We start from the raw sequence: 25,274 nt of genomic DNA, 5'->3' as shown, positions 1-25,274 counted from the left end.
ATAACTGCCGCCGCCGCTTTTTGTCACCGGGAATTCGAAGGAACCGCCGACCGGTCGAAAGAGTGGTGACACCTACTGAAAGGCATTGCCCGGGAAGTCGGGCCTATCCCTTCAGCATCACCGCCACTTCGGGCGCGAAATAGGTCAGGATGCCATCGCAGCCGGCACGCTTGAAGGCGAGCAGCGATTCCAGCATCGCCTTCTCGCCATCTATCCAACCATTGGCGCCGGCCGCCTTGATCATCGAATATTCGCCCGACACCTGATAGGCGAAAGTCGGCATCTGGAATTCGTCCTTCAGCCGACGGATGATGTCGAGATAGGGCAGGCCGGGCTTGACCATCAGCATGTCGGCGCCCTCGGCGATGTCCTGTTCGGCCTCGCGCACCGCCTCGTCAGAATTGGCGTGGTCGATATAGTAGGTCTTCTTGTCGCCTTTGAGCAGCCCGGCGGTGCCGACCGCCTCGCGATAGGGGCCGTAGAAGGCCGAGGCGAATTTCGTGGCGTAGGACATGATCGCTACGTCCTGGAAACCGTTGGCGTCGAGCGCGTCGCGGATGGCACCGATACGGCCGTCCATCATGTCGGACGGCGCGATGATGTCGGCGCCCGCGGCAGCCTGGATGACGGCCGCCGCCGCAACCTGTTCCACGGTTTCGTCGTTGACGATGATGCCATCGCGCAGGATGCCGTCATGGCCATGGCTGGTGAATGGGTCCAGCGCCGCGTCGGTGATGATGCCGATCTCGGGCACCGCCTCCTTTATCGCGCGGGTGGCACGGTTGATGACATTGTCCGGGTCGAGGATGTGCGAGCCGGTCTGGTCGCGCAGGCCGAGATCGACATTGGGGAAGGTGGCAAGAGCCGGGATACCGAGCTTGGCCGCGCGTTCGGCCTCCTTGACGGCAAGGTCGACCGACAGGCGGAAGACGCCGGGCATGGCGGCGATCGGTTCGCGGACATTCTTGCCCTCGACGACGAAGATCGGCCAGATTAGGTCGTCGACCGAAAGCCTGTTCTCCTGCACGAGCCGGCGCGACCAGTCGGCCTTGCGCATGCGGCGCAGGCGGCGGCTGCCGGTGACGTCGTCGACGCTGCGCGCGCCGGCAGGTTTTGCTGGGGTGAATTTGTTCATGGCCAAAACTCCGGATCGGCGGCTTTTACCACGAGCCCTTGGTGCTGACCAATGCGACACGTTTGTGCCAGCGTCTGAAGCTGCCACGGCGCTGTATACCACGGCTATTGGTCAGGGCTGCCCATTGCCCGAAAGGATCTGTGCCGCGCCTTTGATGGCCACACGGAACGCTTCGTCGAAACTGACGCCACGCACCTGCCAACGATAGGTCTTGCCGTGATCGGCCAGTCGCCAATCGGCGATCCAGCCTAGCTCCCTGTCGCTCCATAGGATGCTGCCGGCGAGCGCTTGGACGCCACCGGCCTGTTTAGCCAGCCGATCCAGCCTTGCCATGTCGGCGGCACGCAGTGCTTCTTCACTCAAGCCGGCAAGCTGCGCGGTCTTCGGAAATACGACATGTATCAGTATCGGGCCGCTGGCATTGACGAAGGATTCGCGCATCGTCTCGCCACGCTTTTCCTCGGCGCTCAGCACGAAACGCCGGGCGCCCTGTTCGATGGTGAGAAAGACGGCGAGCGTCGGCCGTTCGCCAAGCCAGGGCCTGCTGCCGAGCGACGCCAGCACCTTGTCGATCACATCAGGCTTATAGAGGCAGGTGAGGTCATGCGGCCGGTCATGCGTGCCTTGCTCGTCATGAATTGGAATGCCCTCCAGCCGGTCGCGGTAGCGAAAGCTGTCGACAAAGCTGCCGGCCTTGTCGCGCAGTTCCGCCATTTCTGGTTTCCCAAGCAATCGCTGATCGCCTGAAACCCTGACCAGAACCCGGTCCAGGCAGTCCTTGAAGCCTATCTGGCGGTTCACTTCGCCCTGGCCCGTGACGATGGTCTGCGCCTGGTAGAGCTCTTCGATCGTGGCGGCGAATGCAGCGCACGGTGCCAGGCAGGCGATCATAAGTCCGACCGTCAGAAGCGCGATACGAAGAAATCTGGACATGGCTGAGCCTCCCCGGAAGCCGTCCCGCGCGCGGTATAGGCACGTCGCCTGCAGCGGCGACGGTCTTCGTAGCATCGGCCACCGCTTGCCGCCAAGACCGCGGCCGACAGGCTGCTGCCATTGACGCACCCATGCGCCGCCTTTAGCACTTCAGTCCCGCAGGCGCGGGGACAAGGATTCTCTGGCGATGGATTTTGGTGGAGGCGACGAAATTCGCTTCGAACGGTTGGGCAGGGCCGGCGTCGTCACGCTGACGCGGCCGCAGGCGCTCAATGCCGTCACCCATCGCATGGTCAAGGCGCTGGACAAGGCGCTGCGTTCCTGGGAGCGCGACGACGGCGTGGATGTCGTCGTCGTCAAGGGCGAGGGCAGGGCGTTTTCGGCCGGAGGCGATATCCTGCACATCTACGAAGCTGGCCGGGCCGGAAAGCCGCCGGTCGAATTCTTCGCCGACGAGTATCGGCTCAACGCCTACATCGCCCGTTTCAAGAAACCCTATGTGGCGCTCATCGATGGCATCGTCATGGGCGGTGGGGTCGGCATTTCCTTCCACGGTTCGCACCGCGTGATGACCGAGAATGCCCAGTTCGCCATGCCGGAGGTCGGCATCGGCTTTTTCCCCGATGTCGGCGCCAGTCATCTGCTGCCCGACCTTGGCGGCTCCTTCGGCATGTATCTGGCGCTGACAGGGAATCGCATCCGCTATGGCGATGCGCTGTGGTCGGGGCTGGCCACCCACACCATCAAGGCCGAAGACCAGGCAAGCGTCCTCGATCGGCTGGCGCTGACGGGCGATCCTGAATCGGTGCTGCGCGGTTTCTTTGTTCCGGCCAAGCGGGAAACCGACAGGCCGATCCTGGAGGCGATCGCCCGCCATTTCGCCCAACCGTCGCTGCCGGATCTCATCGACAGCCTGGATCGCGCGGGCAAGGACGAATTCGCGGCCAGGACGCTGGCGACGATCCGCTTGCGCTCGCCGACCAGCCTTCGGGTCGCCTGGCGCCAGATCAGCGCCGGGCAGACATTGTCGATGGACAACTGCATGAGGATGGAGTTCCGCATCCTGAACCGCATGCTGGCCGGCCGCGATTTCTACGAAGGTATCCGCGCCGCCATCATCGACAAGGGATCCAAGCCGCAATGGCGGCCGGCTAAGATCGATGCGGTCAGCGAGGCGGACGTCGAGGCCTATTTTTCTCCGCTCGGCGATCGGGAGCTTGAGCTGTGAGCGAGGTGACATCGAGACGCGTCGTCCTGCAGCCCTCGGCGGTCGAGGTGATCTTCGCCTGGTTCCAGCGCGTCATCGCGGGCTACTGCCTGCTGTTCGGCATCCTGTACTGGATCAAGCTGATCGGATTCTATCCGGGCTCGCTGTGGCGCTTCGACCTTATGCCGGTGCATTGGCAGGTGGCGGCGGTGATGCTCGCCGTGTTCTTTCCCTTCGCTGCCGCGGGGTTGTGGATGCTGGCGTCCTGGGGGCCGGTGATCTGGTTCATATGCGCGGTCACCGAGACGGTCATGTATGCCGGCTTTCCCCAGCTTTTCGGCTATCATCTGCTGATCATCGTCTCGCACGCCTGCGTGGCGCTGCTCTATATCGTCTTTCGCGTCGTCATCTACCTGCAGAAACGACCGGCACGGCACTAAGCCCTTGTGCGCGTTGACGACATGGCGACCGCTTGGATCCGGTCCCGCGATCGTTGCCTAAATCTTTAGGTTAATCATCCTTGCTCGGGTGACCGTTCGTTAAGCGTCTTACGAAACCTCTTACCGGTAAGCTCTTGTTAGCCCTAGCGTTTAAGTCGAATTTTATGAGTATTCGATAGTGTCGCGATCAAGGTGAAAAACAAAAAATCACCAGGGCGACAAACGAGAGGCAAAGACAATGATCAATTCGCGTCCGGCGGCGAAGTCCGCCAACGTTTCCGACGATCGCCGCGAGGCTATCCGTTCCCTGTACATGGAATCGCTGCAGCTGGTCGAGCGGCTGCACCGCCGTCTGCTTGATGTCATCAAGGACGAATTCGACCGCAACGGCCGTTCCGACATCAATGCCATCCAGGCGCTGCTGCTCTTCAACATCGGCAATTCCGAACTGACCGCCGGCGAGCTGCGTTCGCGTGGCTACTATCTCGGCTCCAACGTCTCCTACAATCTGAAGAAGCTGGTCGATCTCGGCTTCATCAACCACCAGCGCTCGCGCATCGACCGCCGTTCGGTCCGCGTCTCGTTGACGCCGAAAGGCAATGAAGTGGCTGATGTGGTCGCCGGTCTCTATGAGCGTCATGTCGGCTCGATCGAACAGGTCGGCGGCATCAACACCGACGAGTTCAAGCAGATGAACCGCGCCCTGCAGCGGCTCGACCGCTTCTGGAACGACACGATCGCCTACCGGATGTAAGACCATCCAGGAGACGGAGCCACGCCGCAGAAGCGTGGCCGAAACAGCGACCTCCAGTCAGGGCCGGTGCCGAAAAGCACCGGTCTTTTCTTTCTTGCGCCCGGCCAAAGCAAATTACGGGCCAAGGCCACGTTGCCGCCATATTCCAATGGAACCGAGGATGGCAGTGATGCTGTGGTGAAGACCATGCGTCCACCCGCAACCGTGTCGCGCCTCTTGCCTTTGTCGCCAATGTGATACGGACCATGGTTGGCTAATTGTTAAGATTGCCGATTTTAGAGTGCGGGCGAGATCGCGCGATGATCGACCCAGCAAGTGATCGAACGCTACAAGAATGTCTGGAATGTCCATGAGAACCAGCCGCCGTTTTTTCCTTTCCGGAGCCTCTGCCCTCGCCGCCGCCGTGGTGGCCGGCCGTGCCAATGCGCAGGATGTGATCGGGGATATCCTGAAATCCTCGGCCCGCGGCAACTGGGATGACCAGTTCGACGCCCGCGCTAGCGAAGGCGGCAAGGTGGCCTCGACGCTGCCGATCTTCAGCCCGCAGACGGTCGCCTTCACCGAGCAGGCGGTCGCGCAGTATCAGAACATCGTCTCGCAGGGCGGCTGGACAGACGTTCCGGCGACCAAGAAGCTTCAGCTCGGCGTCGACGATCCGGACGTGGTGCCGCTGCGCAAGCGCCTGATGGTGGCGGGCGACCTGTCGCAGAGTGCCGGCATTTCGACGGCTTTCGATTCCTATGTCGACTCGGCTGTCAAGCGCTTCCAGTTGCGCCATGGCCTCCCGGCTGACGGCTCGATGGGCAAATACACCTACGCCGCGATGAACGTGTCGGCGCAGATCAGGCTTGGCCAGCTGCAGACCAATCTGCAGCGGCTGAAGGAGAAGGCCGGTACGCTGGGCAGCCGTTATGTCCTGGTCGACATTCCGGCGGCGCAGGTCGAAGCGGTTGAGAACGACCGCGTCGTGCTTCGCCACACCGCTATCGTCGGCAAGATCGATCGCCAGACGCCGATTGTCAATTCCAAGATCAACGAGATCATCGTCAATCCGTACTGGAACGCACCGGTCTCGATCGTGCGCAAGGACATCATTCCGCTGATGCGGAAGGACCCCGACTATCTCAAGAACAGCCATATCCGCCTGTTCGCGCCCGATGGCAGCGAGGTCGATCCGTTGACGGTGGACTGGTCGACGGACGACGCCGCCAAGTTCCGCTTCCGCCAGGATCCCGGCTCGGAAAACGCCATGGCGTCGGTCAAGATCAATTTCCCGAGCCCCGACGGCGTCTACATGCACGACACGCCGCAGCAGAGCCTGTTCGGCAAGATGATGCGCTTCGATTCTTCGGGCTGCGTGCGCGTCCAGAACGTGCGCGATCTCGTGACCTGGATCCTGCGCGACACGCCCGGCTGGGATCGCCAGCATTTCGAGGCAGCCATCAAGACCGGCCAGAACACGCCGATCCAGGTCACCAACCCGGTGCCGGTGCATTTCCTCTATCTCTCGGCCTGGTCGACAGGACCCGGCGTCGTCCAGTTCCGCGACGACGTCTACGCGCTCGACGGCGCCAGCGAACTGCAGATCACGTCTTCTCTATAACTGGCTGACATTTTTGAAAAAAAGCCGCTCTCAGGGCGGCTTTTTTGTTGCGGACGCCGTCAGATCCAGCTCCTCGTCCGGCTGGACGAAGCTCCGACGATTGGCCATGGTCGGCGAACAGCGGAATCGTGCCATGGGCGTCGCCATCTTCATTCTCGTCGTGCTCGTCTTCGTGGCGCTGTCGGGCGCGCTCGTCCGGCTGGTTCGGGTGCCGCTGCCGGTGCTGCAGATCGCCATCGGCGCGGCCCTTGCCTGGCCGGTCAGAGGTCTGGATGTCGAGATCGATCCGGAACTTTTCCTGCTGGTGTTCATCCCGCCGCTTCTGTTCGGTGACGCCTTCACGGCGCCGAAACGCGAACTCGTCGCCCTGCGCGGACCCATACTCGATCTCGCCATCGGGCTCGTCGTCTTCACCATTGTCGGCTTCGGCTATGCGCTGCACTGGCTGGTGCCCAGCATTCCGCTCGTCGTCGCTTTCGCGCTGGCCGCCGTGCTGTCGCCGACCGACGCCGTGGCGGTGTCCTCGATCGTCGACCGGAATGTGGTTCCGTCCCGGCTGATGCACATATTGGAGGGCGAGTCGCTGCTCAACGACGCGTCGGGCCTTGTCATGTTCCGCTTCGCGGTGGTGGCGGCATCGACTGGCAGCTTCTCGCTGGCGGCAGCCTCGCTCAGCTTTCTCTACGCCGTCGCGGCCGGCATCCTGGCCGGTGTCGCGGCCCTGTTCACCGCCGCCAAGGCGCTGCAACTGCTCAGCCGCATTGGCGGCGTGCCGGCCGAGGCGCAGGTGCTCATCACGATCCTGCTGCCCTTCGTCGCCTATCTCGGCGCCGAGCACTTCGGCGCCTCGGGTGTCCTGGCGGCGGTGACCGCCGGCTTGCTGACCGGGACCACCGGTATATTCCGCTTCCTCGGCGTGTCGGCGCGCATGCAGACCCTGTCGCTCTGGGCGACGCTCACTTTCGTCTTCAACGGCGCTCTGTTCATTTTGCTCGGCCTGCAGCTTCCCGACATCATCCGCAAGGTCCCACCGGAATTGTCCAGCCGGCATTGGCTGATCGAGCCGGTGGCGACGGTGCTGGTCCTGACGCTTTGTCTGATCGGCCTGCGCTTCCTGTGGATCTGGGTCGGCGACATCGCCCAGGCGATCGCGGCGCGTCTCGGCAAGCGCAAGGCCACGCCGTTCGGATTTCGCATCCGGCTCGCCGGCTCCGTGGCCGGCGTGCGCGGCGCCATCACATTGGCGGGCATTCTGTCATTGCCGCTGGCTTTGCAGGATGGCTCGCCCTTTCCTGCACGCGATGTGGTGATCTTCCTTGCCGCCGGCGTCATCATCTGCTCGCTCGTCATTGCCAGCTTTGCCTTGCCCAGGATCGCGCGGGGACTGGTCGAGCCAGGCGAGGATCCGGCGGCGGCGGAGGAGCGCCGGGCGCGTGTCGGCGCCGCCAATGCGGCGATCGCCAGGATCGAGAGCATCGCCAACGAGGCAGGCGAGGGCGAGGCGGTCGAGGCCCGGCTGGCCGTCGCCGACAGCATCGTGGCAGGTTACCGTAGACGCATCGCAGCTTCGGACGAAGCAGACGAGGCCCGCGCCGAGGCCCGCGAGGCCGGCAGACTTGAACTGGAACTCAGGGCGGCGGGCATCGAAGCCGAGCGCGCTGCGCTGCGCGACATGTTCCGCAGCCGTGAGATCAATGATCACACGATGCACGCGCTGTTTTCCGAAATCACCTTGACCGAGGCCCTGCTGAAGCAGCGGCGGGGCAGGAAATAGCGGTCTGCCCCGATCCTTTGCCGCAAACCGGCTAGCAAATTTCGCGCCGCAAACGTGGCGAGCCCAAAACAACTGTGTTAATGGCCCGGCGAACGCAATGCATGTCGCCCGGACCGTCCAGTGGTTTGGGACGACGGCATGCACGAATTTGCCCTTCCAACCCTAGGGGAACTCAGGCCATGGCAACAGCAGCGGCGGCGTCCAACAAATTCGAATCCTTCTTCGAAACCACCTTGGAAGATGCCGATCCGGAGATCTTCGGCGCCATTCGCAACGAACTCGGTCGCCAGCGCCACGAGATCGAGCTGATCGCCTCGGAAAACATCGTCTCGCGCGCCGTGCTCGAAGCGCAGGGGTCGATCATGACCAACAAATATGCCGAGGGCTATCCGGGCAAGCGCTACTATGGCGGCTGCCAGTTCGTCGACGTGGCCGAGGAACTGGCCATCGAGCGCGCGAAAAAGCTGTTCGGCTGCAACTTCGCCAACGTCCAGCCGAATTCCGGCAGCCAGATGAACCAGGCGGTATTCCTGGCGCTGCTGCAGCCCGGCGACACCTTCATGGGTCTCGACCTCAATTCCGGCGGCCATCTCACCCACGGCTCGCCGGTCAACATGAGCGGCAAATGGTTCAAGGTCGTCTCCTATGGCGTGCGCAAGGACGACCATCTGCTCGACATGGACGCCATCGAGAAGACCGCGCACGAGACCAAGCCGAAGCTGATCCTGGCCGGCGGCACCGCCTATTCGCGCATCTGGGACTGGAAACGTTTTCGCGAGATCGCGGATGCGGTCGGCGCCTATCTGATGGTCGACATGGCGCACATCGCCGGCCTCGTCGCCGGCGGCGTGCATCCCTCGCCCCTGCCGCACGCCCATGTGGTGACGACCACCACTCACAAATCGCTGCGCGGCCCGCGCGGCGGCATGATCCTGTGCAATGACGAGGATATCGCCAAGAAGATGAACTCGGCGGTGTTCCCCGGTCTGCAGGGCGGCCCGCTGATGCATGTCATCGCCGCCAAGGCGGTGGCCTTCGGCGAAGCACTGAAGCCGAGCTTCAAGGTCTATGCCGAAAGCGTCGCCGCAAATGCCAAGGCGCTGGCTTCCAGCCTCAAGGAGACCGGACTCGACATTGTCTCCGGCGGCACCGACAACCACCTTATGCTGGTTGACCTCAGGCCCAAGAACGCCACCGGCAAGCGCGCCGAGGCGGCACTTGGTCGCGCCAACATCACCTGCAACAAGAACGGCATCCCCTTCGACCCGGAAAAGCCCTTCGTCACTTCGGGCGTGCGGCTGGGCACGCCGGCCGGCACCACGCGCGGCTTCGGCCAGGCCGAATTCCGTGAAATCGGCAAGCTGATCGCCGAGGTGCTGGATGGGCTCAAGGTCGCCAATTCCGACGAAGGCAATGCCGCGGTCGAAGCGGCGGTCAAGGCCAAGGTCGTTGCATTGACCGATCGGTTCCCGCTCTATCCCTATCTCGGTTGACCATCCTTATCCCGGTTGACCCGGCGCGAAGTGTCATCTTTTATCCACCGCCAGTGCGTCACCCCTGATCGGGTGACGCATGGAACTGGAGATTGATGATGCGCAATTTTTGTCTTGCCGCACTCGGTGCCTTCGGCTGGCTGGCCGCTTGCGGACCTGTTTTGGCGCAGACGCAGCCCGGCCCGGACATGCCCGCCACCAGCACTTTTGGCCGATGGACGACCATGGTCGATACGCTCGACACCGGCCAGGATGCGCACAAGACCTGCGCGGCCTCCACGGCGTTCTTCGATGCGGGCGGCAATTCGGGCACGCTGACATTGTCGATCTCGACCGGCGACGCGCTGCCGCCTGATGCTTATCCGGCCGTCATGATCACCATCGACAACCGGACCTTGCCGACCGACAAGAAGATCACGGCCATTTTCGGTGATCCCGGCGTCAAGGTTTCCGCGACGGTTTACTCCAACGATGCCGTCAATGGTCGTCCCAGCTGGACGATCGACAACGAGGCCAAGACAAGTCTCGCCTTGCTGCGGGCCATGCGAAAAGTCACGTCGCTCGACGTCACGTTCGGTAAGCAGACCGTCGCCAGCATTCCGATGGACGGTTTCACGAAGGCCTATCGCAACCTCGGCACATCTTGCGGCTTCCCAACCAAGGACGTTGCGCCCTAACGGCTTGGCTGGAGCAGGGGACCTATGGACATTCTCTGGAAAGGCGTGGTCGGCGGGCTGGTGACCGCGCTGATCGTCTGGGCGTCCAAGCGGGGCAATGTCTTGCCCGGCATCCTGCCGCTGGCGCCGACCTTTGCCGTCATCGCGTTGCTCGCCGTCGGCGCCAAGGGTGATCCAGGCGGATTCCGCGATGCCTGCCTTGCCGGAATGAAGACGATTCCGGCCTATCTCGCCTTCCTCGGCGCCTGTTGGCTGTTCATCGGCAAGGTCGACTATCGTCTGGCTGTTGCCGGCGGCATTGCCGTCTGGCTGCTTGCCGCGCTGGCAATCTTCCTCGCGCCTCGCTATCTCTGAGGCGCGGCAGGCCGTCGACGAAATGGAACTGCTTCAATCCGCACCGGAAAGGCTCTAAGCCTTTCACCCCACAAGATTCGCGAACCCAAGGCTCTCCATGCGCTGTCCCTATTGCCAGTCCGAAGATACGCAGGTGAAGGATTCGCGCCCCGCCGAGGACGGCGCGGCGATCCGCCGGCGGCGTGTCTGCCCAGATTGCGGCGGCCGTTTCACCACGTTCGAGCGCGTGCAGTTGCGCGACCTCGTCGTGGTCAAGAAATCAGGCCGGAAAGTGCCGTTCGACCGCGACAAGCTGTTGCGCTCGGTCGAGATCGCGGTGCGCAAGCGCAATGTCGACCCCGAACGTATCGACCGCGCGGTGACCGGCATCGTGCGCCAACTGGAAAGCTCCGGCGAAACGGAAGTGGCTTCCGGCGAGGTCGGCCGGCTGGTCATGGACGCACTGAAGTCGCTTGACGATGTCGCCTACGTGCGCTTCGCCTCGGTCTATCGCAATTTCCGTGAGGCCAAGGATTTCCACGAGCTGCTCGGCGAGCTGAAGGGGGACGAGGAAAAGAGCGAAGAGGACGCCGGCTGAGCATGGCAGCACCGCACCGCAGCGAGGCCGAGCAGGCGGCCCTTGACCGCCGTTTCATGGCCGCGGCCTTGCGGCTGTCGCGCAAGAATGCCGGTCGCACCTCGACCAATCCATCCGTTGGCACGATCATCGTGCGTGACGACGGTTCAGGTCCGATGATCGTCGGCACCGGCGTCACCGCGATTGGCGGCCGGCCGCATGCCGAAACCGAGGCGCTGGCGGAGGCCGGCGAACTCGCGCGCGGCGCCACCGCCTACGTCACGCTCGAGCCTTGTGCCCATCACGGCCGCACGCCGCCTTGCGCCAACGCGCTGGTCAATGCCGGCATTGCGCGTGTCGTGGGTGCGGCTAGCGATCCCGATCCGCGGGTCTCGGGCAAGGGCTATGCCATCCTGCGCGAAGCCGGTGTCGAAGTGGTGGAAAAGGTGCTGGCCGCCGAAGCTGCCGAACAGATGGCGGGCTATTTGATTCGCTCTCTGAAAAAACGCCCGGAAGTTGTTCTGAAGCTTGCGCTTTCCAGCGACGGCAAGATCGGCAGGGCAGGCGCCGGTCAGGTCGCGATAACAGGCGACATGGCGCGCCGCGAAGTCTACCTGATGCGTGCCGAGGCAGACGCCATTCTGGTTGGCATCGGCACGGCGCTGGAAGATGATCCGGCGTTGACGGTGCGTTTGCCCGGACTGGAGAACCGTTCACCCGCGCGCATCGTGCTCGACCGCCAGATCAGGCTGCCGGAGGGCTCGAAGCTGGTGTCGGGCGTCGATCGCGTACCGCTTTACGTCGCGGCTTGCCTGGAGGCCGATCCGCAGCGCCGGGCGACGCTCGAGCGCGCCGGCGTGCGCTTCATCGGTACGGAGACGCACGAGGGCGGCGTGGCATTGCCGGAGCTGCTCGAGGATCTGGCGGCGCTCGGCATGGCAAGCGTGCTGGTCGAGGGCGGCGCCAAGGTGGCGAGCGCCTTCCTGGCCGACGGGCTGGTCGACCGCATCGTGCTGTTCCAGGGACCGGAAGCAATCGGCGGTGACGGCATTGCATCGCCTGTCGACGCCGGCCATATCCCGGCAGGTTTTCGCAAGCTGCGCGAGATGCGGTTCGGCGAAGACGGTTACGCCGAATGGATCAGGGATTTTCAGGGATAGCGATCGATGTTTACCGGGATTGTCACCGATATCGGCACCGTGGCCGCCATCAAGCCGCTGCGGGAAGGGGTGGGGCTGCGCATAGACACCGCCTACGATCCGCAGACCGTCGCCATTGGCGCCTCGATCTCCTGCGGCGGCGTCTGCCTGACGGTCACGGCGTTGCCCGACGCCGGCGCGAACGCGCGCTGGTTCGAGGTCGAGGCCTGGGAGGAGGCGCTCAGGCTGACGACGGCCTCGGGTTGGAAAACGGGCACCAGGATCAATCTGGAGCGGGCGCTGAAGGTCGGCGACGAACTCGGTGGCCACATCGTTTCGGGCCATGTCGACGGCACCGCCGAGATCGTCGAGCGCAGGGATGAGGGCGACGCAGTGCGCTTCACGCTGGAAGCGCCGCGCCATCTGGCGAAATTCATCGCGCCAAAGGGCTCTGTTGCGCTCGACGGTACTTCGCTGACCGTCAACAGTGTCGAAGGCACCCGCTTCGACGTGCTGTTGATCCATCATTCGCTGACCGTCACGACCTGGGGCGAGCGCAAGGGCGGCGACCGTGTCAATCTCGAGATCGACACCATGGCCCGCTACGCGGCGCGCCTGGCGGAGGCCGCGAAAGAGGGGCTGTAGGTACAGCCTCAATCTCACTCGACGCAATCTACTTTAATCGCTATGATTAAACTTGATTGCGAGGCTCGAATGGACACAAAAGTTATCACCGCTCATGTCCCGCTCCCGCTTGCGGAGAAAGTGGACCAACTGGCTGCTCGACTTGAGCGTCCGCGCGGGTGGATCGTCAAACAAGCCCTTTCCGCTTGGGTTGATTTGGAGGAGGAACGTCGACGGCTCACGCTTGAAGCGCTGGCCGATGTCGACGCTGGTCGGGTTATAGACCACCAGGCCGTTCAGGCCTGGGCCGAGAGTCTGGGTACTGAAAAGCCACTGCCGGTACCACGTTGATGGAGCCGAAGTGGACCAGTAAGGCTTTGTCCGATCTGGTCAGGCTTCACGACTTTCTTGCACCAGTAAACAATCAGGCGGCAGCCCGTGCGGTGCAGTCGCTGGTTGCCGCCCCAGCACGGCTAATCGAGTATCCGCGTATCGGGGAGAAGCTGGAAGAGTTCGAGCCGCGCGAAGTCCGCCGCATTTTGGTCGGCAACTACGAGATTCGCTATGAGATAGCGAACACCACGATTCTGTTGCTGCGCCTGTGGCACACGCGAGAGGATCGATAGGACGACTAGCCCACGGGCAATCTTCCGCTTGCGATCAATCCGGCTTCGGCCTAAGTCACCGGCAACCCCCGGAGACTTCTATGGCTGGCATATCCCAACACGGCAAAGCCTTCATTCGCCCGAAGGCGAAAGCGCATTTGCTCATCATCGAGGCACGCTTTCACGACGACCTTGCCGACGCGCTGCTCGACGGCGCCACAAGCGCGCTCGATGAAGCGGGCGCGACTTACGACGTCGTCACGGTTCCAGGTTCGCTCGAAATTCCCGCAGTGATCACCTTCGCGCTCGATGGGATGGCCGAAGGCGGGACGGATTATGACGGTTTTGTCGCGCTCGGCACCATTATCCGTGGCGATACCTATCATTTCGACATCGTCGCCAATGAATCCAGCCGTGCGCTCATGGACCTGTCCGTGCAGGACTCGGTCTGCATCGGCAACGGCATCCTGACCACCGAGAACGATGCGCAGGCGTGGACGCGGGCCAAGCGCTCGGAAGGCGACAAGGGCGGCTTTGCCGCGCGTGCGGCGCTGACCATGATCGCGCTGAAGGAACAATTGGGAGCGCGATCGTGAGCGAACCCGCTTCGCCAGGACAGCCCGCGGTGCGCCATGCCAACAAGCGCGGTGCTGCCCGTCTGGCCGCCGTGCAGGCGCTCTACCAGATGGATGTTGCCGGCAGCGGCGTGTTCGAGATCACCGCCGAGTACGAGGCGTTCCGCCTCGGCAAGGAAGTCGACGGTGCGCTCTATCGCGAGGCGGACGCGCAATGGTTTCGCGCCATCCTGACGGGCGTCGTCGAGAACCAGAAGACCATTGATCCGATCATCCGCCAGGCGCTGACCGACGACTGGCCGCTGTCGCGCCTTGATTCCACGCTGCGCGCCATTCTGCGCGCGGGCGTCTATGAACTGATGAAGCGCGAGGACGTGCCTGTCGCCGTCATCGTGACCGAGTATGTCGATATTGCCAAGGCCTTCTACGAGGAAGACGAGCCGAAGCTGGTCAATGCCGTGCTCGACCGAGTGTCACGTCGCGTGCGTGGCGAGGGCCGCGGCAAGGACGCTTCATGACGGCCATCGCCGTCGAGGCAGGCAAGGAGGCGCGGCGCACCGCACTGATCCTCGCCGCCTCGCAGGCGATCATCGGCTCGGCGGCTCCGATCGCCATCTCCATGGGCGCGCTGGCCGGGCAATATCTGCTTGGCGCCGACAAATCCCTGGCGACGGCGCCCATCACCGGCTTCAATCTCGGCGTGGCGCTCGGCGCCTTGCCCGCGGCCGCCATCATCCGATGGCTGGGGCAGCGCGGCGGCTTCATGACCGGAACCGTCGTGACCGCGCTCGGCGGGCTGGTCGCCACCCTGGCATTGTTCCACGGCAGCTTCTGGCTGTTCGCGTTCGCATTGCTCGTCATCGGCGTCGGCGGCGCCTTCGTCCAGCAGTTCCGTTTTGCCGCTGCCGACAACGCGCCGCCGGCGTTCAAGGCGCGCGCCATCTCCTTCGTGCTCGCCGGTGGCATCATCACCGCCATTCTCTCATCTTCACCCGCGAATTGTTCGCGCCTGTCATGTTTGCCGGTTCTTTCGCCTCGATCCTGCCGCTGGCGGCGGTCGGCGCCATCATCCTGTCGTTCCTGCGCTTGCCGGCGAGGGCCGCGAGCAAGGTGGACGTCGCCGACGGCGATGCCAGACCTCTTGCCGAAATCGTCACAAAGCCACGTTTCGTCGCGGCGCTCTTCTGCGCCGTCGGCAGTTACGCGCTGATGAGTTTCGTCATGACCGGCGCGCCGCTCGCCATGGTTGGCTGCGGCCTGTCCGAGGACGATGCGACGCTGGGCATCTCCTGGCATGTCATGGCGATGTTCGGGCCAAGCTTCTTCACCGGCTCGCTGATCCATCGCTTCGGCGCCGAGCGCGTTGTCGCCACCGGCCTGCTGTTGCTGACCGGCTGTGCCGTCGTTGCCTTGTCTGGCTTGGCGCTGTGGCAATTCTGGGCGGCGCTGATCTTGCTCGGCCTCGGCTGGAATTTCAGCTTCATCGGCGCCACAGCCATGGTGGCGGCCAGCTACCACCCTTCCGAAAAGGGCAAGGTGCAGGGCTTCCACGACTTCGTCCTGTTCGGCTCCGTCGCCTGCGCGTCGCTGCTGTCGGGCATGGTCTACAACGCCTGGGGCTGGACGATGCTCAACTGGATGATCTTTCCGGTCGCCGCACTTTGCTTCGTGGCACTCGGCGCGCTGAAGATCACAAGCTTGCGGCCGGCTTGACGCCAATTTGAAAGTTATGCGTCCGGCGGCAGAACCTGAAGCACACGCGCTATGAACATGTGGAACTCAGCCATATAGTTGCGCAGGAAGTCCTCCGTGGATTCAACCGTCACCTCGCCGTCGTCCGTGATCAGCCCCGGCGTGAACTGGATATAGGCTTCGGGGGCATTCATCTGCGGTGAGTTGCAGAAACTCAGAACGCTGCGCAGGCTTTGTTGGGCGATAGCGGTCGCGATAGCGCCCGGCGATGTTCCGATGACGGCGGACGGTTTGCGCGCGAATGAATTCTTGCCGTAGGGGCGACTGGCCCAGTCGATTGCGTTCTTCAGTCCGCCGGGGATCGAGCGGTTATACTCCGGGGTGACGAACAGCACGGCCTGGACGGAGGCGATCGCCTTTTTGAAAGCCTGGGCCGCCGGTGGGAAATTGGCGTCATAGTCGTAACTGTAGAGCGGCAGATCCTTGAAGACGATTTCCGTCATTTCGAGTTCGGGAGGGGCAAGTTGAACAAGCGCCTTCGCGAGCTTGCGGTTGATGGATCCCTTGGCAAGGCTGCCGATGAGATAACCGACCTTGTGTATGGCCATGACACGCTCTCCGTGTTTACCGCCCGCACCCTCACGGCATTATCCACCGGAAGGCGGCCGATCGCCAGCCCGCTGTTGCCGCCACGCCGAAATCGGCGCGTCGGGAACAAAAATATTGCGCTGATCCCCCTTTTTATGAAACCGTGTGCCCCGACTGGCCGTTGAAGCCATGCTCATATGCGGCCGCCGCATTCCGGTTCACAGCAAGGGGTTTCTACAATGTTTTCAGTCAAGGTTCTGGCCAGCGCGGCATTGGCGCTGGCCATCACGGCGGCTTCCGCGAGCGCCCAGGTTGTCGTCTCCTCGAAGATCGACACCGAGGGTGGCGTGCTCGGCAATATTATCCAGCTTGTTCTCAACGCCAACAACATCAAGACCACGGACCGCATCCAGCTCGGCGGCACGCCGGTGGTGCGCAAGGCGATCACCGCCGGCGAGATCGACATCTATCCCGAATACACCGGCAACGCCGCCTTCTTCTTCGAGAAGGCCAATGATCCCGTGTGGAAGGATGCCGCCAAGGCCTATGAGACGGCCAAGAAGCTCGACTACGACGCCAACAGGATCGTCTGGCTGTCGCCGGCACCGGCCAACAACACCTGGGCAATCGCGCTGCGCAAGGAAGTCGCCGAAACCAACAAGCTCGCCACGCTGTCCGACTTCGGCAAATATATCGCCGGCGGCGGCAAGATTGTGCTGGCGGCCTCCGCCGAGTTCGTCAATTCGGCTGCAGCCCTGCCGGCCTTCCAGACCACCTATGGCTTCACATTGAAGCCGGACCAGTTGATCACCCTTTCGGGTGGCGACACGGCAGCAACCATCGCCGCGGCCGCCAACCAGACCAGCGGCGCCAACGCGGCCATGGTCTACGGCACCGATGGCGGCATCGCGCCGTCAGGTCTCGTCGTGTTGACTGACGACAAGGGCGTGCAGCCGGTCTACCAGCCGGCGCCGATCATCCGCGAATCCGTGCTGAAGGAGCACCCGGAGATCGAGACGCTGCTGAAGCCGGTCTTCGCCAAGCTCGATCTCGTCACGCTGCAGGAGCTGAACGGCCGCGTGCAGGTCGGCGGCGAGCCGGTCAAGGGCGTCGCCGAGGATTTTTTGAAGAAGAACGGGTTTTTGAAATAGTCAGCCTGAACTCGTGACACCGGTGCGAGGCATGACCATCCGCTTCGACAAGCTCGGCGTGGTCATCGCCGCACTCGCTGCTTACGCCGCGTTTCTCGCACCATTCGCCACCTTCCGCGCCAACCGCATCGTTCCCGGCCAGGCACGCCCGATCCTCGAAGCTCTGCCGGTAACGACCGGTCCGCTGCTTTTGGCGATCCTCGTCCTGGCCGCCCTTGTCGCCCTGTTCAGGACACCGCTAATCTTGCGCCTTGCAGTCAGCGTCGTGGCGCTTGTCGCGCTCGCGCTGCTCATCGGCGTCGCCGGTACATTCCTCACTCCGGCAGGCAATACCTTTGCCCGGGTCTCGCCGGCCTCCGGCTTCTGGATTCTGATCTTCGCCTTCACGCTTTTGCTCGCCGACGTGCTGACCAGGCTCAACCTGTCGCCCTGGGCGCGCGTCGGGGTGCTTGTGGTTGCGGCGCTAGCCATCGGCTTGCTGCTGATTTCGGGACGCTGGGACAGCCTCTCGATCCTCAAGGAATATTCCAACCGCGCCGACAGCTTTTGGGCGGAAGGCTCCAAACATGTGACCCTGGCTCTCGGCTCGTTGCTTGCCGCCGTGATCGTCGGCCTGCCGCTCGGCATCCTGTGCCACCGCGTCGAGAGCCTGCGGGCCGGCGTCCTCAACGTCTTGAACATCATCCAGACCATTCCTTCGATCGCGCTGTTCGGCCTGCTGATCGCGCCGCTCGGCTGGGTCGCAACCCATGTGCCTGGAGCCGCCGCGCTCGGCATCAGGGGCATCGGTACGGCGCCCGCTTTCGTCGCGCTGTTCCTCTATTCGCTGCTGCCGGTGGTGGCCAACACCGTGGTCGGGCTAGCCGGCGTGCCGCGTGCCGCCAACGACGCGGCGCGGGGCATGGGCATGACGGACCGCCAGCGCCTGTTCGGTGTCGAGTTTCCGCTGGCCTTTCCGGTGATCCTGACAGGCATCCGCATTGTCCTGGTGCAGAATATCGGCCTTGCCACCATCGCCGCGCTGATCGGTGGCGGCGGTTTTGGCGTGTTCGTGTTCCAGGGCGTCGGCCAGACGGCGATGGACCTGGTTCTGCTCGGCGCCGTGCCGACCGTCGCGCTCGCTTTCGCCGCGGCCATCATCCTCGACGCGGTGATCGAAATGACCGCCACCAAGCGCAGGGTAGAAACGGCATGATCGAGATCGAAGGCATCACCAAGCGCTATGACGCGACGACGGTCGTCGACAATGTCTCGATGGTCATCGAGCCGCGCACGGTTTGCGTCATTGTCGGCACTTCGGGTTCCGGCAAGACGACGCTGCTGCGCATGATCAACCGGCTGGTCGAGCCGACATCAGGCATCATCAAGCTCGACGGCGCCGACAATCGATCGGTGCCCGGTTACCAACTGCGCCGCAGCATCGGCTATGCAATCCAGGGCCACGGCCTGTTTCCGCATCGCACCGTGGCGCAGAATATCGCCACCGTGCCGGTGCTGCTTGGCTGGGACAAGGCGCGCATCAAGGCTCGCGTCGATGAACTGATGACGCTCTACCAGCTCGACCCCCAGGGATTCGGGCCGCGCTACCCGCACGAACTGTCCGGCGGCCAGCAGCAGCGCGTCGGCGTTGCCCGCGCGCTTGCCGCCGAGCCCAACGTGCTTTTGATGGATGAGCCGTTCGGCGCGCTCGACCCCATCATCCGCACCAAGGCGCAGGAGGATTTGCTGGCGATCCAGAAGCGCTTCGGCACCACCATCATCCTGGTCACCCATGACATGGAGGAGGCCGTGCATATGGGCGACAGGATCGCGGTGATGGATGCCGGCAAGCTCGTGCAATATGCAAGGCCGGCCGAGATTCTGGCGAAGCCGGCCAACACCTTTGTCGAGACGTTGGTAGGCGCCAGCGAAAGGCCATTCAGGCTGCTGTCGCTGGGGCGGGTGCGCGATGCGGTCGAGCAGGGCGTCGCCGAAGGCGAGGCGATCCCTGGCGACGCCAGCCAGCGTGACGCGCTTGCGGAACTTCTCTGGTCCGGCAAGCCGGCGCTGCCGGTGAAGGGCGCCGACGGCAAGCCGCTCGGCCGCGTCACCGTGGATGGCCTGGTCAAGCGGGCGGCGAGGCCGGCATGAAAGCCTGGCTGCCTCTGCTGCTCAGGCTTGCGCTGGTGGTGTTGCTTGTTGCCTTCATCACCAGTCCAGGTTGGTTTGAGCCGTTGCTGAGGCCGCTGACCGAAAATAACGCTCCCGCGATCTACAACCAAGGCAGCCTGCTGACGCTGACGCTGCTGCATCTGCGTACCGTGTTGATCGCGACCGTCGCGGCCACCATCGTCGCTGTGGCGCTCGCTATCCTCGTCACCCGGCCTGCCGGCGCCGAATTTCTGCCGCTGTCGCGCAGCCTGGTCAATATCGGCCAGACCTTGCCGCCAGTGGCGGTTCTGGCGCTCGCCGTGCCGGCGGTCGGCTTCGGCGAGAAGCCGACACTGATCGCGCTGTTTCTCTACGGCCTGCTGCCGATCTTCGAGAACGCGCTCACCGGGTTGACGACACTGCCGGCCAATGTCGTCGAGGCGGCGCGTGGCGCCGGCATGACCGGCTGGCAAAGGCTCACCAAGGTCGAACTGCCGCTTAGCGCGCCGATCATCCTTGGCGGCATCAGGCTGTCGGTGGTGATCAGCTTGGCCACCGCCACCATCGGCTCTACGGTGGCCGCCAGGACGCTCGGCGAGGTGATCATCGCCGGCTTGCTGTCGAACAATCTGGCCTTCATCCTGCAGGGAGGCCTTATCGTGGCGGCACTTGCCGTGCTGATCTATGACGGACTATCCGCGGTCGAGCGCTACACGGCGCGCCGGATGGGACGTGAGGTGGAATAGCTGTCAGCGCGCGTTGGCAGGACAAAGTGATCGAGAATTGCCGCCAAGGGCGCCGACTTCTCAAAGGCCCTTGCCATTGTCTTGAAAATTGCAACGCTTGTTCAACCAAGGTGAGTGCAAGGCGCAGGCTCAACGGCACCAGGTGAGGCAGGAAGATGGATTGGCTAGCAGGCCTCGGTCGCAGGCTTTGGCGCTCCGGTCAAGCAAGGCCGGCGCGGCCAGTCGGCTTCCCGATTGCGGTCCTGTCGTTCGACAGGCCGGGCTATCTGCGCCAGATGCTCTACAGCCTTCGCCCGCAGATCGCCGAGCCGGACAGGGTGGTTCTGTTTCAGGATGGCGGCTGGAACCGCTGGAGCGGTCGCCAGAAGGGCAGTGCCGAACTGATTGCGCAGTGCGTTGCTGCCTTTCGCCGGATTATCCCGTGGGGAGAGGTAGTCGAGGCGCCGGAAAACCTCGGCATCGCGCTGAATTATGAGCGCGCCGAGCGTTACCTGTTCGAGGATTCGCGGGCTGAGAAGGCGCTGTTTCTCGAGGATGATCTGGTGCTTTCGCCCAACTATCTCGGCGTCGTCGGGCAACTCCTCGATCTCGCCGAGCAAGACCAGCGCATCGCCTATGTCGCGGCCTATGGTGATCTCTGGGCCGGCCGGCGCAGCCAGCGGCGCCGAGCACACGACCTCATCCCGATGCACGAGAACTGGGGCGCCGCGCTCACCCGATCCGCCTGGCTGGCCGAGCGTCCTTTTCGCAAGCAATATCTCAAACTGGTCGGCGATTGCGACTATTCCAGGCGCGACCACGAAGCGATCAAGGCTTTCTATTCCGGACGCGGCTGGAAGAATGAGATCACCAGTCAAGATGCCGCCCGCTGGATAGCGTGCGCCGAACGTGGCGCGGTGCGTGTTACCACCTTCGCCTGTCACGCCCGCTACATCGGCATGCACGGCGAACATTCCACTCCCAAGCTGTTCAAGGCGTCGAAGTTCGACAAGACGGTGGTGTTCAGGGGCACTCCGCCTGATTTGGCCGCACCGACGGACGATGAGGTGGCATTGTGGCTGGGTACCGAGCGCCAGCGCTTTCAGGGCGGCGGCAAGCCGTTCTATGTCGGGCACGGGCTGTGATCCGAATTTAATCGGTTTGCACGAAAGCAATGCGGCGAAAGCCGGGCAAAAACCGAACAATATCTTGACGTTCGCAGCCCTGTTTCGCATACACCGATGCGAAGAGGGGGATTCCATGCACGGGATTCCGTCTTTGTCTCAACGGCCCAGGGAGGGGTTCTTTTGGGCCAACAATCGAGGAAAACCCGGCAATGACCATAATTTCCGCCGTCATCGCCTGCGGCTTGCTTTCTGTCCTTTACGCCATATGGGCGACACGTTCGGTCCTTGCGGCCGATCAGGGCAACGCACGCATGCAGGAAATCTCCGCCGCCATTCGCGAAGGCGCGCAGGCCTACCTGGCACGCCAGTACACCACCATCGCCATCGTCGGCGTGGTCGTGCTCCTGCTCGCCTGGTGGCTGCTGTCGATCACCGCCGCCATCGGCTTCCTGATCGGTGCTGTTCTGTCGGGTGCCGCCGGCTTCATAGGCATGCATGTTTCGGTGCGGGCCAATGTGCGTACCGCGCAGGCGGCTTCCAACAGCCTTGCCGCCGGCCTCGATATCGCGTTCAAGTCGGGCGCCATCACCGGCATGCTGGTTGCTGGCCTGGCCCTGCTTGGCGTGTCGATTTATTACCTCATTCTCACCCATTTCCTCGGTCTCCAGCCGAACGATCGCATCGTCATCGACTCGCTGGTCTCGCTCGGCTTCGGCGCTTCGCTGATCTCGATCTTCGCCCGTCTCGGCGGCGGCATTTTCACCAAGGGGGCCGACGTCGGCGGCGATCTGGTCGGCAAAGTCGAAGCCGGTATTCCGGAGGATGATCCGCGCAATCCGGCCACCATCGCCGACAATGTCGGCGACAATGTCGGCGACTGCGCCGGCATGGCCGCCGACCTGTTCGAGACCTATGCCGTGACGGTTGTCGCCACCATGGTGCTGGGCGCCATCTTCTTTGGCGGCACCGCCATCCTTGGTGCCGCGATGCTCTATCCGCTCGCCATCTGCGGCGCCTGCATCCTGACCTCGATCGTCGGCACCTTCTTCGTCAAGCTCGGCTCCAACGGCTCGATCATGGGCGCGCTTTACAAGGGCCTGATCGTGACCGGCCTGCTGTCGGTCGTTGGCCTCGGCGTCGCCACTTCGGCCACGCTCGGCTGGGGCGAGGTCGGCACGGTCGCCGGCATCGTCATAACCGGCAAGAACCTGTTCATCTGCGGCCTCATCGGTCTCGTCGTGACCGGCCTTATCGTGGTGATCACCGAATACTACACCGGCACCAACAAGCGCCCGGTCAACTCGATCGCCCAGGCATCGGTGACCGGCCATGGCACCAACGTCATCCAGGGCCTCGCGGTCTCGCTGGAATCGACGGCGCTGCCGGCGATCGTCATCGTCGGCGGCATCATCTCGACCTACCAGCTCGCCGGCCTCTACGGAACGGCGATCGCCGTCACCACCATGCTCGGCCTTGCCGGCATGATCGTCGCGCTCGACGCCTTCGGCCCGGTCACCGACAATGCCGGCGGCATTGCCGAAATGGCCGGGCTGCCCAAGGAAGTGCGTCACTCCACCGACGCGCTCGACGCGGTAGGCAACACCACCAAGGCGGTGACCAAGGGCTATGCCATCGGTTCGGCCGGCCTCGGTGCACTGGTGCTGTTCGCGGCCTACTCCAACGACCTGAAGTTCTTTGCCGCCAATGGCGACAAGTATCCCTACTTTCAGGGCATGGGCGAGATCTCCTTCGATCTCTCCAACCCTTACGTCGTCGCCGGCCTGATCTTCGGTGGCCTGATTCCGTATCTGTTCGGCGGCATCGCCATGACGGCCGTCGGCCGCGCTGCGGGCGCCATTGTCGAGGAAGTGCGCAAGCAGTTCCGCGAGGATCCGGGCATCATGGCCGGCACCTCGAAGCCAAACTATGCGCGTGCGGTCGATCTTCTGACCAGGGCGGCGATCCGGGAAATGATCATCCCCTCGCTGCTGCCGGTGCTGGCGCCGCTCGTCGTCTATTTCGGCGTACTGTTGATCTCGGGCTCGAAGGCGTCCGCCTTCGCCGCCCTTGGCGCCTCGCTCCTCGGGGTCATCGTCAATGGCCTGTTCGTCGCCATCTCGATGACTTCGGGCGGTGGCGCCTGGGACAACGCCAAGAAGTCGTTCGAGGACGGCTTCACCGACAAGGATGGCGTCAAGCACCTGAAGGGTTCCGAGGCGCACAAGGCTTCGGTGACCGGCGACACGGTCGGCGATCCCTACAAGGACACCGCCGGCCCGGCGGTCAACCCGGCGATCAAGATCACCAACATCGTGGCCTTGCTGCTGCTGGCTGTGCTCGCGCACGGCTGAGCGAGAGCAGTGAAAAAGACAAACCCGCGGGAAGCGATTCCCGCGGGTTTGTCTTTTCAGGTGACTGGTCGCTTGGTCCTGGAGCCCGGGCGCCGCGCCCGGGGCAGCCACTATTCTCCGGTTTCTTCCCGCTTGCTGCCTTTGCGGTAAATGGTCAACAATTCATCCACGCTCGGTTCCCGTACAGGCATGGGCGGCAGGCCGCGTACCTCTCGCAGCATGAGGACAAAGGCACCGCGTCGGTATTTGCGGCGAAACTCGACGGATCTCGGATGAATGCCGCATGCAGCCCAAATCCTGCGTTTCAAATAACTGGATTTCTTCAGCCGGGACGGCACCGCCGCTGCGGCAAGAACCCTGATACGCAGATCGTCCGGTATGCGCATGCCGTCGATGAGTTCCTCCTGTTCCATCGCCGTGTCTTGGAGATAACTGCCGCTGCGCTGGCCGGAGAAGATACTTAGCACCGTCAGATGCGGCATGGTCGCGATCACGGCTCCCTTTCGCCAGGCCCGGAAGAGCCAGTCCTGCGAACTTTCGCAAGAGCATTCGCTGGCAATCCGCCAAGGGCCGAGCCAACCCAGCGATGCCCGCCTGACCACCTGTGCCGATCCGTATCCGGCTGTGACGACGGGATCGTAGAAACCGTCTTTGCCCATTCCGTAAATCGAGGTCTTGAGAGCATCGCCTTTCATCAGCACCGGTTCAATGATGGCTCCGCGAGCGATGACGACATCCGCGCCGGTCGCATCGATCCATCCAGTGGTCGCGGCAAGATGGTCTGGAAACCAGAGGTCGTCGTGATTGAGCAAGGCGACGAATCGGCCGCGTGCCCGGGCAAAGCCGATATTGTTGGGACCGGATTGTTCGCCGAAATTTACCGGCAGGTCGACATAGGCGATGCGGGGATCGGCGAATTCGGCGATGACCGCCGCGGTATCGGGGCGACAGGCATCGCCAATCACCAGAATTTCAAAATCCTGCAGGGTCTGGCGTAAAACGCTGCGCAGCGTCTGTCGCAAGGCCGCGGGACGATTGTGGGTAGCAATCACCACCGAGACGAGCGGCACGCTCCGCCCTGTTGCATCATCGGACAGGCGCGATCCTTCCACGCTACACCAGTTTGTAGGGGATATGGTCCGTATCGGGAGGCAGCCGCCAGTGGTCAGGCGCGTCGTACGCATAAGCCTTATCGACCAGGTTGAGCAGCAGAGCGGTCTCGGGGCCTAGCGCCGCCACGCCGTGCCACACGCCTGGCGGGATGACGACAATCGCCGGCCGCAACGCACCGACGATCTTGTGCCAGACCTTGCCGAAGCTGGGAGAAGCCTTGCGGCCGTCATAGAGCGATATGCGCACGCTGCCGGCGCAGCAGAAAAGCCGATCCAATGTCACCTTGTGTGCATGCCAGCCCGTCACGGCACCCGAATACATCGTGCGCTGGAAGACCTGGCCGACAGGCAGTTGATCGAGATCCCATTCGTCCCGAAAAATCTCGGTCAGATAGCCGTTGGACGTCGCGACCGGCCTGATTTCCTTGATCTTGACACCCTCGATCGTCGGCGGTCAATGGCCAGCCAGTCGGGTGTCACCGTTTGCCGGTCGGATGTCCCCGCGGCCATCCATCCTTCCGGTGCTGCG

26 protein-coding genes and 1 pseudogene are annotated in these 25,274 nt (G+C 63.3%); 22 read left to right on the top strand and 5 right to left on the bottom strand.

Annotation, left to right across the window (positions count from 1 at the left end; all coding sequences use genetic code 11):
* Positions 1 to 103: 103 nt before the first annotated feature.
* Both hemB and C7I87_RS16425 read right to left on the bottom strand, forming a co-directional pair.
* Positions 104 to 1,135, bottom strand: a complete 1,032-nt coding sequence (gene hemB / locus C7I87_RS16430) for a porphobilinogen synthase (RefSeq protein ID WP_149905170.1) — start codon at positions 1,133 to 1,135, stop codon at positions 104 to 106.
* A gap of 111 nt (positions 1,136 to 1,246) precedes the next feature.
* A complete protein-coding gene (locus tag C7I87_RS16425; RefSeq protein WP_149905169.1) occupies positions 1,247 to 2,068 on the bottom strand; it encodes a DUF2066 domain-containing protein in 822 nt (273 codons plus the stop codon).
* A 187-nt stretch (positions 2,069 to 2,255) separates the two neighbouring features.
* On the opposite strand from C7I87_RS16425, the gene C7I87_RS16420 reads away from it, so the two are divergent.
* From C7I87_RS16420 to C7I87_RS16345, 16 genes and pseudogenes are all read left to right on the top strand, one after another.
* A complete protein-coding gene (locus C7I87_RS16420) occupies positions 2,256 to 3,296 on the top strand; it encodes an enoyl-CoA hydratase/isomerase family protein (RefSeq protein WP_149905168.1) in 1,041 nt (346 codons plus the stop codon).
* Entirely contained in the window at positions 3,293 to 3,715 is a 423-nt protein-coding gene (locus tag C7I87_RS16415; protein WP_149905167.1) for a DUF6163 family protein, read from the top strand. Before C7I87_RS16420 ends, C7I87_RS16415 begins: the two co-directional genes overlap by 4 nt.
* A gap of 238 nt (positions 3,716 to 3,953) precedes the next feature.
* Entirely contained in the window at positions 3,954 to 4,469 is a 516-nt protein-coding gene (gene ldtR, locus C7I87_RS16410) for a transcriptional regulator LdtR (protein WP_149905166.1), read from the top strand.
* 349 nt (positions 4,470 to 4,818) lie between these two features.
* Positions 4,819 to 6,072, top strand: a complete 1,254-nt coding sequence (locus tag C7I87_RS16405) for a L,D-transpeptidase family protein (RefSeq protein ID WP_149905165.1) — start codon at positions 4,819 to 4,821, stop codon at positions 6,070 to 6,072.
* A 133-nt stretch (positions 6,073 to 6,205) separates the two neighbouring features.
* On the top strand, positions 6,206 to 7,846 hold the full coding sequence (locus C7I87_RS16400; RefSeq protein ID WP_149905164.1) for a Na+/H+ antiporter: 1,641 nt from the start codon (positions 6,206 to 6,208) through the stop codon (positions 7,844 to 7,846).
* Positions 7,847 to 8,025: 179 nt separating this feature from the next.
* Positions 8,026 to 9,339 carry a serine hydroxymethyltransferase gene (glyA, locus tag C7I87_RS16395; protein ID WP_015318249.1) on the top strand — a complete coding sequence of 438 codons (1,314 nt, stop codon included), beginning with the start codon at positions 8,026 to 8,028 and terminating at the stop codon, positions 9,337 to 9,339.
* A 98-nt stretch (positions 9,340 to 9,437) separates the two neighbouring features.
* The gene (locus tag C7I87_RS16390; RefSeq protein ID WP_149905163.1) at positions 9,438 to 10,016 is read left to right on the top strand and encodes a hypothetical protein; all 579 of its coding nucleotides are present in this window, start codon (positions 9,438 to 9,440) and stop codon (positions 10,014 to 10,016) included.
* 24 nt (positions 10,017 to 10,040) lie between these two features.
* The gene (locus C7I87_RS16385; RefSeq protein WP_149905162.1) at positions 10,041 to 10,370 is read left to right on the top strand and encodes a GlpM family protein; all 330 of its coding nucleotides are present in this window, start codon (positions 10,041 to 10,043) and stop codon (positions 10,368 to 10,370) included.
* Between the two features lie 97 nt (positions 10,371 to 10,467).
* Positions 10,468 to 10,947 (top strand): transcriptional regulator NrdR, encoded by a 480-nt coding sequence (gene nrdR, locus C7I87_RS16380; RefSeq protein WP_015318247.1) that lies wholly within the window; start codon positions 10,468 to 10,470, stop codon positions 10,945 to 10,947.
* Between the two features lie 2 nt (positions 10,948 to 10,949).
* On the top strand, positions 10,950 to 12,086 hold the full coding sequence (ribD, locus tag C7I87_RS16375; RefSeq protein WP_149905161.1) for a bifunctional diaminohydroxyphosphoribosylaminopyrimidine deaminase/5-amino-6-(5-phosphoribosylamino)uracil reductase RibD: 1,137 nt from the start codon (positions 10,950 to 10,952) through the stop codon (positions 12,084 to 12,086).
* Positions 12,087 to 12,092: 6 nt separating this feature from the next.
* A complete protein-coding gene (locus tag C7I87_RS16370) occupies positions 12,093 to 12,710 on the top strand; it encodes a riboflavin synthase (protein WP_149905160.1) in 618 nt (205 codons plus the stop codon).
* A 69-nt stretch (positions 12,711 to 12,779) separates the two neighbouring features.
* Positions 12,780 to 13,040 (top strand): CopG family ribbon-helix-helix protein, encoded by a 261-nt coding sequence (locus tag C7I87_RS16365; RefSeq protein WP_140755390.1) that lies wholly within the window; start codon positions 12,780 to 12,782, stop codon positions 13,038 to 13,040.
* Positions 13,040 to 13,315: a type II toxin-antitoxin system RelE/ParE family toxin gene (locus C7I87_RS16360; RefSeq protein WP_149905159.1), complete on the top strand. Its 276-nt coding sequence runs from the start codon at positions 13,040 to 13,042 to the stop codon at positions 13,313 to 13,315. Before C7I87_RS16365 ends, C7I87_RS16360 begins: the two co-directional genes overlap by 1 nt.
* A gap of 80 nt (positions 13,316 to 13,395) precedes the next feature.
* Positions 13,396 to 13,890 (top strand): 6,7-dimethyl-8-ribityllumazine synthase, encoded by a 495-nt coding sequence (gene ribH / locus C7I87_RS16355; RefSeq protein ID WP_149905158.1) that lies wholly within the window; start codon positions 13,396 to 13,398, stop codon positions 13,888 to 13,890.
* Positions 13,887 to 14,387: a transcription antitermination factor NusB gene (gene nusB, locus C7I87_RS16350; RefSeq protein WP_015318243.1), complete on the top strand. Its 501-nt coding sequence runs from the start codon at positions 13,887 to 13,889 to the stop codon at positions 14,385 to 14,387. The genes ribH and nusB overlap by 4 nt, the downstream gene beginning before the upstream one ends.
* Positions 14,384 to 15,582: pseudogene (locus tag C7I87_RS16345) on the top strand (MFS transporter). The gene nusB and the pseudogene C7I87_RS16345 overlap by 4 nt, the downstream one beginning before the upstream one ends.
* Before the next feature lie 14 nt (positions 15,583 to 15,596).
* Here the strand turns inward: C7I87_RS16345 and C7I87_RS16340 are convergent.
* Entirely contained in the window at positions 15,597 to 16,169 is a 573-nt protein-coding gene (locus tag C7I87_RS16340) for an NADPH-dependent FMN reductase (RefSeq protein WP_149905157.1), read from the bottom strand.
* A 219-nt stretch (positions 16,170 to 16,388) separates the two neighbouring features.
* On the opposite strand from C7I87_RS16340, the gene C7I87_RS16335 reads away from it, so the two are divergent.
* The 6 genes from C7I87_RS16335 (at position 16,389) to C7I87_RS16310 (ending at position 23,633) form a co-directional block, all read left to right on the top strand.
* Positions 16,389 to 17,300: a glycine betaine ABC transporter substrate-binding protein OsmF gene (locus C7I87_RS16335; RefSeq protein WP_149905156.1), complete on the top strand. Its 912-nt coding sequence runs from the start codon at positions 16,389 to 16,391 to the stop codon at positions 17,298 to 17,300.
* 31 nt (positions 17,301 to 17,331) lie between these two features.
* Positions 17,332 to 18,495, top strand: a complete 1,164-nt coding sequence (locus C7I87_RS16330; RefSeq protein WP_149905155.1) for an ABC transporter permease — start codon at positions 17,332 to 17,334, stop codon at positions 18,493 to 18,495.
* Positions 18,492 to 19,430 (top strand): ABC transporter ATP-binding protein, encoded by a 939-nt coding sequence (locus C7I87_RS16325; protein ID WP_149905154.1) that lies wholly within the window; start codon positions 18,492 to 18,494, stop codon positions 19,428 to 19,430. The genes C7I87_RS16330 and C7I87_RS16325 overlap by 4 nt, the downstream gene beginning before the upstream one ends.
* On the top strand, positions 19,427 to 20,176 hold the full coding sequence (locus C7I87_RS16320) for an ABC transporter permease (protein WP_149905153.1): 750 nt from the start codon (positions 19,427 to 19,429) through the stop codon (positions 20,174 to 20,176). The genes C7I87_RS16325 and C7I87_RS16320 overlap by 4 nt, the downstream gene beginning before the upstream one ends.
* Before the next feature lie 155 nt (positions 20,177 to 20,331).
* Complete coding sequence (locus C7I87_RS16315) at positions 20,332 to 21,300, top strand: glycosyltransferase family protein (protein ID WP_149905152.1); 969 nt, start codon at positions 20,332 to 20,334, stop codon at positions 21,298 to 21,300.
* Positions 21,301 to 21,491: 191 nt separating this feature from the next.
* A complete protein-coding gene (locus C7I87_RS16310) occupies positions 21,492 to 23,633 on the top strand; it encodes a sodium-translocating pyrophosphatase (RefSeq protein WP_149905151.1) in 2,142 nt (713 codons plus the stop codon).
* Between the two features lie 110 nt (positions 23,634 to 23,743).
* On the opposite strand, the gene C7I87_RS16305 is transcribed toward C7I87_RS16310, so the two are convergent.
* Entirely contained in the window at positions 23,744 to 24,703 is a 960-nt protein-coding gene (locus tag C7I87_RS16305) for a glycosyltransferase family 2 protein (RefSeq protein ID WP_246696293.1), read from the bottom strand.
* Between the two features lie 43 nt (positions 24,704 to 24,746).
* Positions 24,747 to 25,136 (bottom strand): dTDP-4-dehydrorhamnose 3,5-epimerase family protein, encoded by a 390-nt coding sequence (locus C7I87_RS16300; protein ID WP_246696294.1) that lies wholly within the window; start codon positions 25,134 to 25,136, stop codon positions 24,747 to 24,749.
* Between the last annotated feature and the right edge of the window lie 138 nt (positions 25,137 to 25,274).

The sequence above is a fragment of the Mesorhizobium sp. SARCC-RB16n genome, assembly GCF_008520305.1.
Taxonomy (GTDB): Bacteria; Pseudomonadota; Alphaproteobacteria; order Rhizobiales; family Rhizobiaceae; genus Mesorhizobium.
Note: the sequence above shows the minus strand (reverse complement) of the source record. Positions and strands in the feature narration are given on the sequence as shown.

Excerpts from the sequence above, each read along its gene's own strand:
- C7I87_RS16360 (WP_149905159.1), top strand. The coding sequence starts at position 13,040 with ATGGAGCCGAAGTGGACCAGTAAGGCTTTGTCCGATCTGGTCAGGCTT.
- glyA (WP_015318249.1), top strand. The coding sequence starts at position 8,026 with ATGGCAACAGCAGCGGCGGCGTCCAACAAATTCGAATCCTTCTTCGAA.
- ribD (WP_149905161.1), top strand. The coding sequence starts at position 10,950 with ATGGCAGCACCGCACCGCAGCGAGGCCGAGCAGGCGGCCCTTGACCGC.
- C7I87_RS16420 (WP_149905168.1), top strand. The coding sequence starts at position 2,256 with ATGGATTTTGGTGGAGGCGACGAAATTCGCTTCGAACGGTTGGGCAGG.
- C7I87_RS16400 (WP_149905164.1), top strand. The coding sequence starts at position 6,206 with ATGGGCGTCGCCATCTTCATTCTCGTCGTGCTCGTCTTCGTGGCGCTG.
- C7I87_RS16340 (WP_149905157.1), bottom strand. The coding sequence starts at position 16,169 with ATGGCCATACACAAGGTCGGTTATCTCATCGGCAGCCTTGCCAAGGGA.
- C7I87_RS16320 (WP_149905153.1), top strand. The coding sequence starts at position 19,427 with ATGAAAGCCTGGCTGCCTCTGCTGCTCAGGCTTGCGCTGGTGGTGTTG.
- C7I87_RS16425 (WP_149905169.1), bottom strand. The coding sequence starts at position 2,068 with ATGTCCAGATTTCTTCGTATCGCGCTTCTGACGGTCGGACTTATGATC.
- ribH (WP_149905158.1), top strand. The coding sequence starts at position 13,396 with ATGGCTGGCATATCCCAACACGGCAAAGCCTTCATTCGCCCGAAGGCG.
- C7I87_RS16315 (WP_149905152.1), top strand. The coding sequence starts at position 20,332 with ATGGATTGGCTAGCAGGCCTCGGTCGCAGGCTTTGGCGCTCCGGTCAA.
- C7I87_RS16365 (WP_140755390.1), top strand. The coding sequence starts at position 12,780 with ATGGACACAAAAGTTATCACCGCTCATGTCCCGCTCCCGCTTGCGGAG.
- C7I87_RS16385 (WP_149905162.1), top strand. The coding sequence starts at position 10,041 with ATGGACATTCTCTGGAAAGGCGTGGTCGGCGGGCTGGTGACCGCGCTG.
- hemB (WP_149905170.1), bottom strand. The coding sequence starts at position 1,135 with ATGAACAAATTCACCCCAGCAAAACCTGCCGGCGCGCGCAGCGTCGAC.
- C7I87_RS16335 (WP_149905156.1), top strand. The coding sequence starts at position 16,389 with ATGTTTTCAGTCAAGGTTCTGGCCAGCGCGGCATTGGCGCTGGCCATC.
- C7I87_RS16310 (WP_149905151.1), top strand. The coding sequence starts at position 21,492 with ATGACCATAATTTCCGCCGTCATCGCCTGCGGCTTGCTTTCTGTCCTT.
- C7I87_RS16325 (WP_149905154.1), top strand. The coding sequence starts at position 18,492 with ATGATCGAGATCGAAGGCATCACCAAGCGCTATGACGCGACGACGGTC.
- C7I87_RS16330 (WP_149905155.1), top strand. The coding sequence starts at position 17,332 with ATGACCATCCGCTTCGACAAGCTCGGCGTGGTCATCGCCGCACTCGCT.
- nrdR (WP_015318247.1), top strand. The coding sequence starts at position 10,468 with ATGCGCTGTCCCTATTGCCAGTCCGAAGATACGCAGGTGAAGGATTCG.
- C7I87_RS16370 (WP_149905160.1), top strand. The coding sequence starts at position 12,093 with ATGTTTACCGGGATTGTCACCGATATCGGCACCGTGGCCGCCATCAAG.
- ldtR (WP_149905166.1), top strand. The coding sequence starts at position 3,954 with ATGATCAATTCGCGTCCGGCGGCGAAGTCCGCCAACGTTTCCGACGAT.
- C7I87_RS16405 (WP_149905165.1), top strand. The coding sequence starts at position 4,819 with ATGAGAACCAGCCGCCGTTTTTTCCTTTCCGGAGCCTCTGCCCTCGCC.
- C7I87_RS16390 (WP_149905163.1), top strand. The coding sequence starts at position 9,438 with ATGCGCAATTTTTGTCTTGCCGCACTCGGTGCCTTCGGCTGGCTGGCC.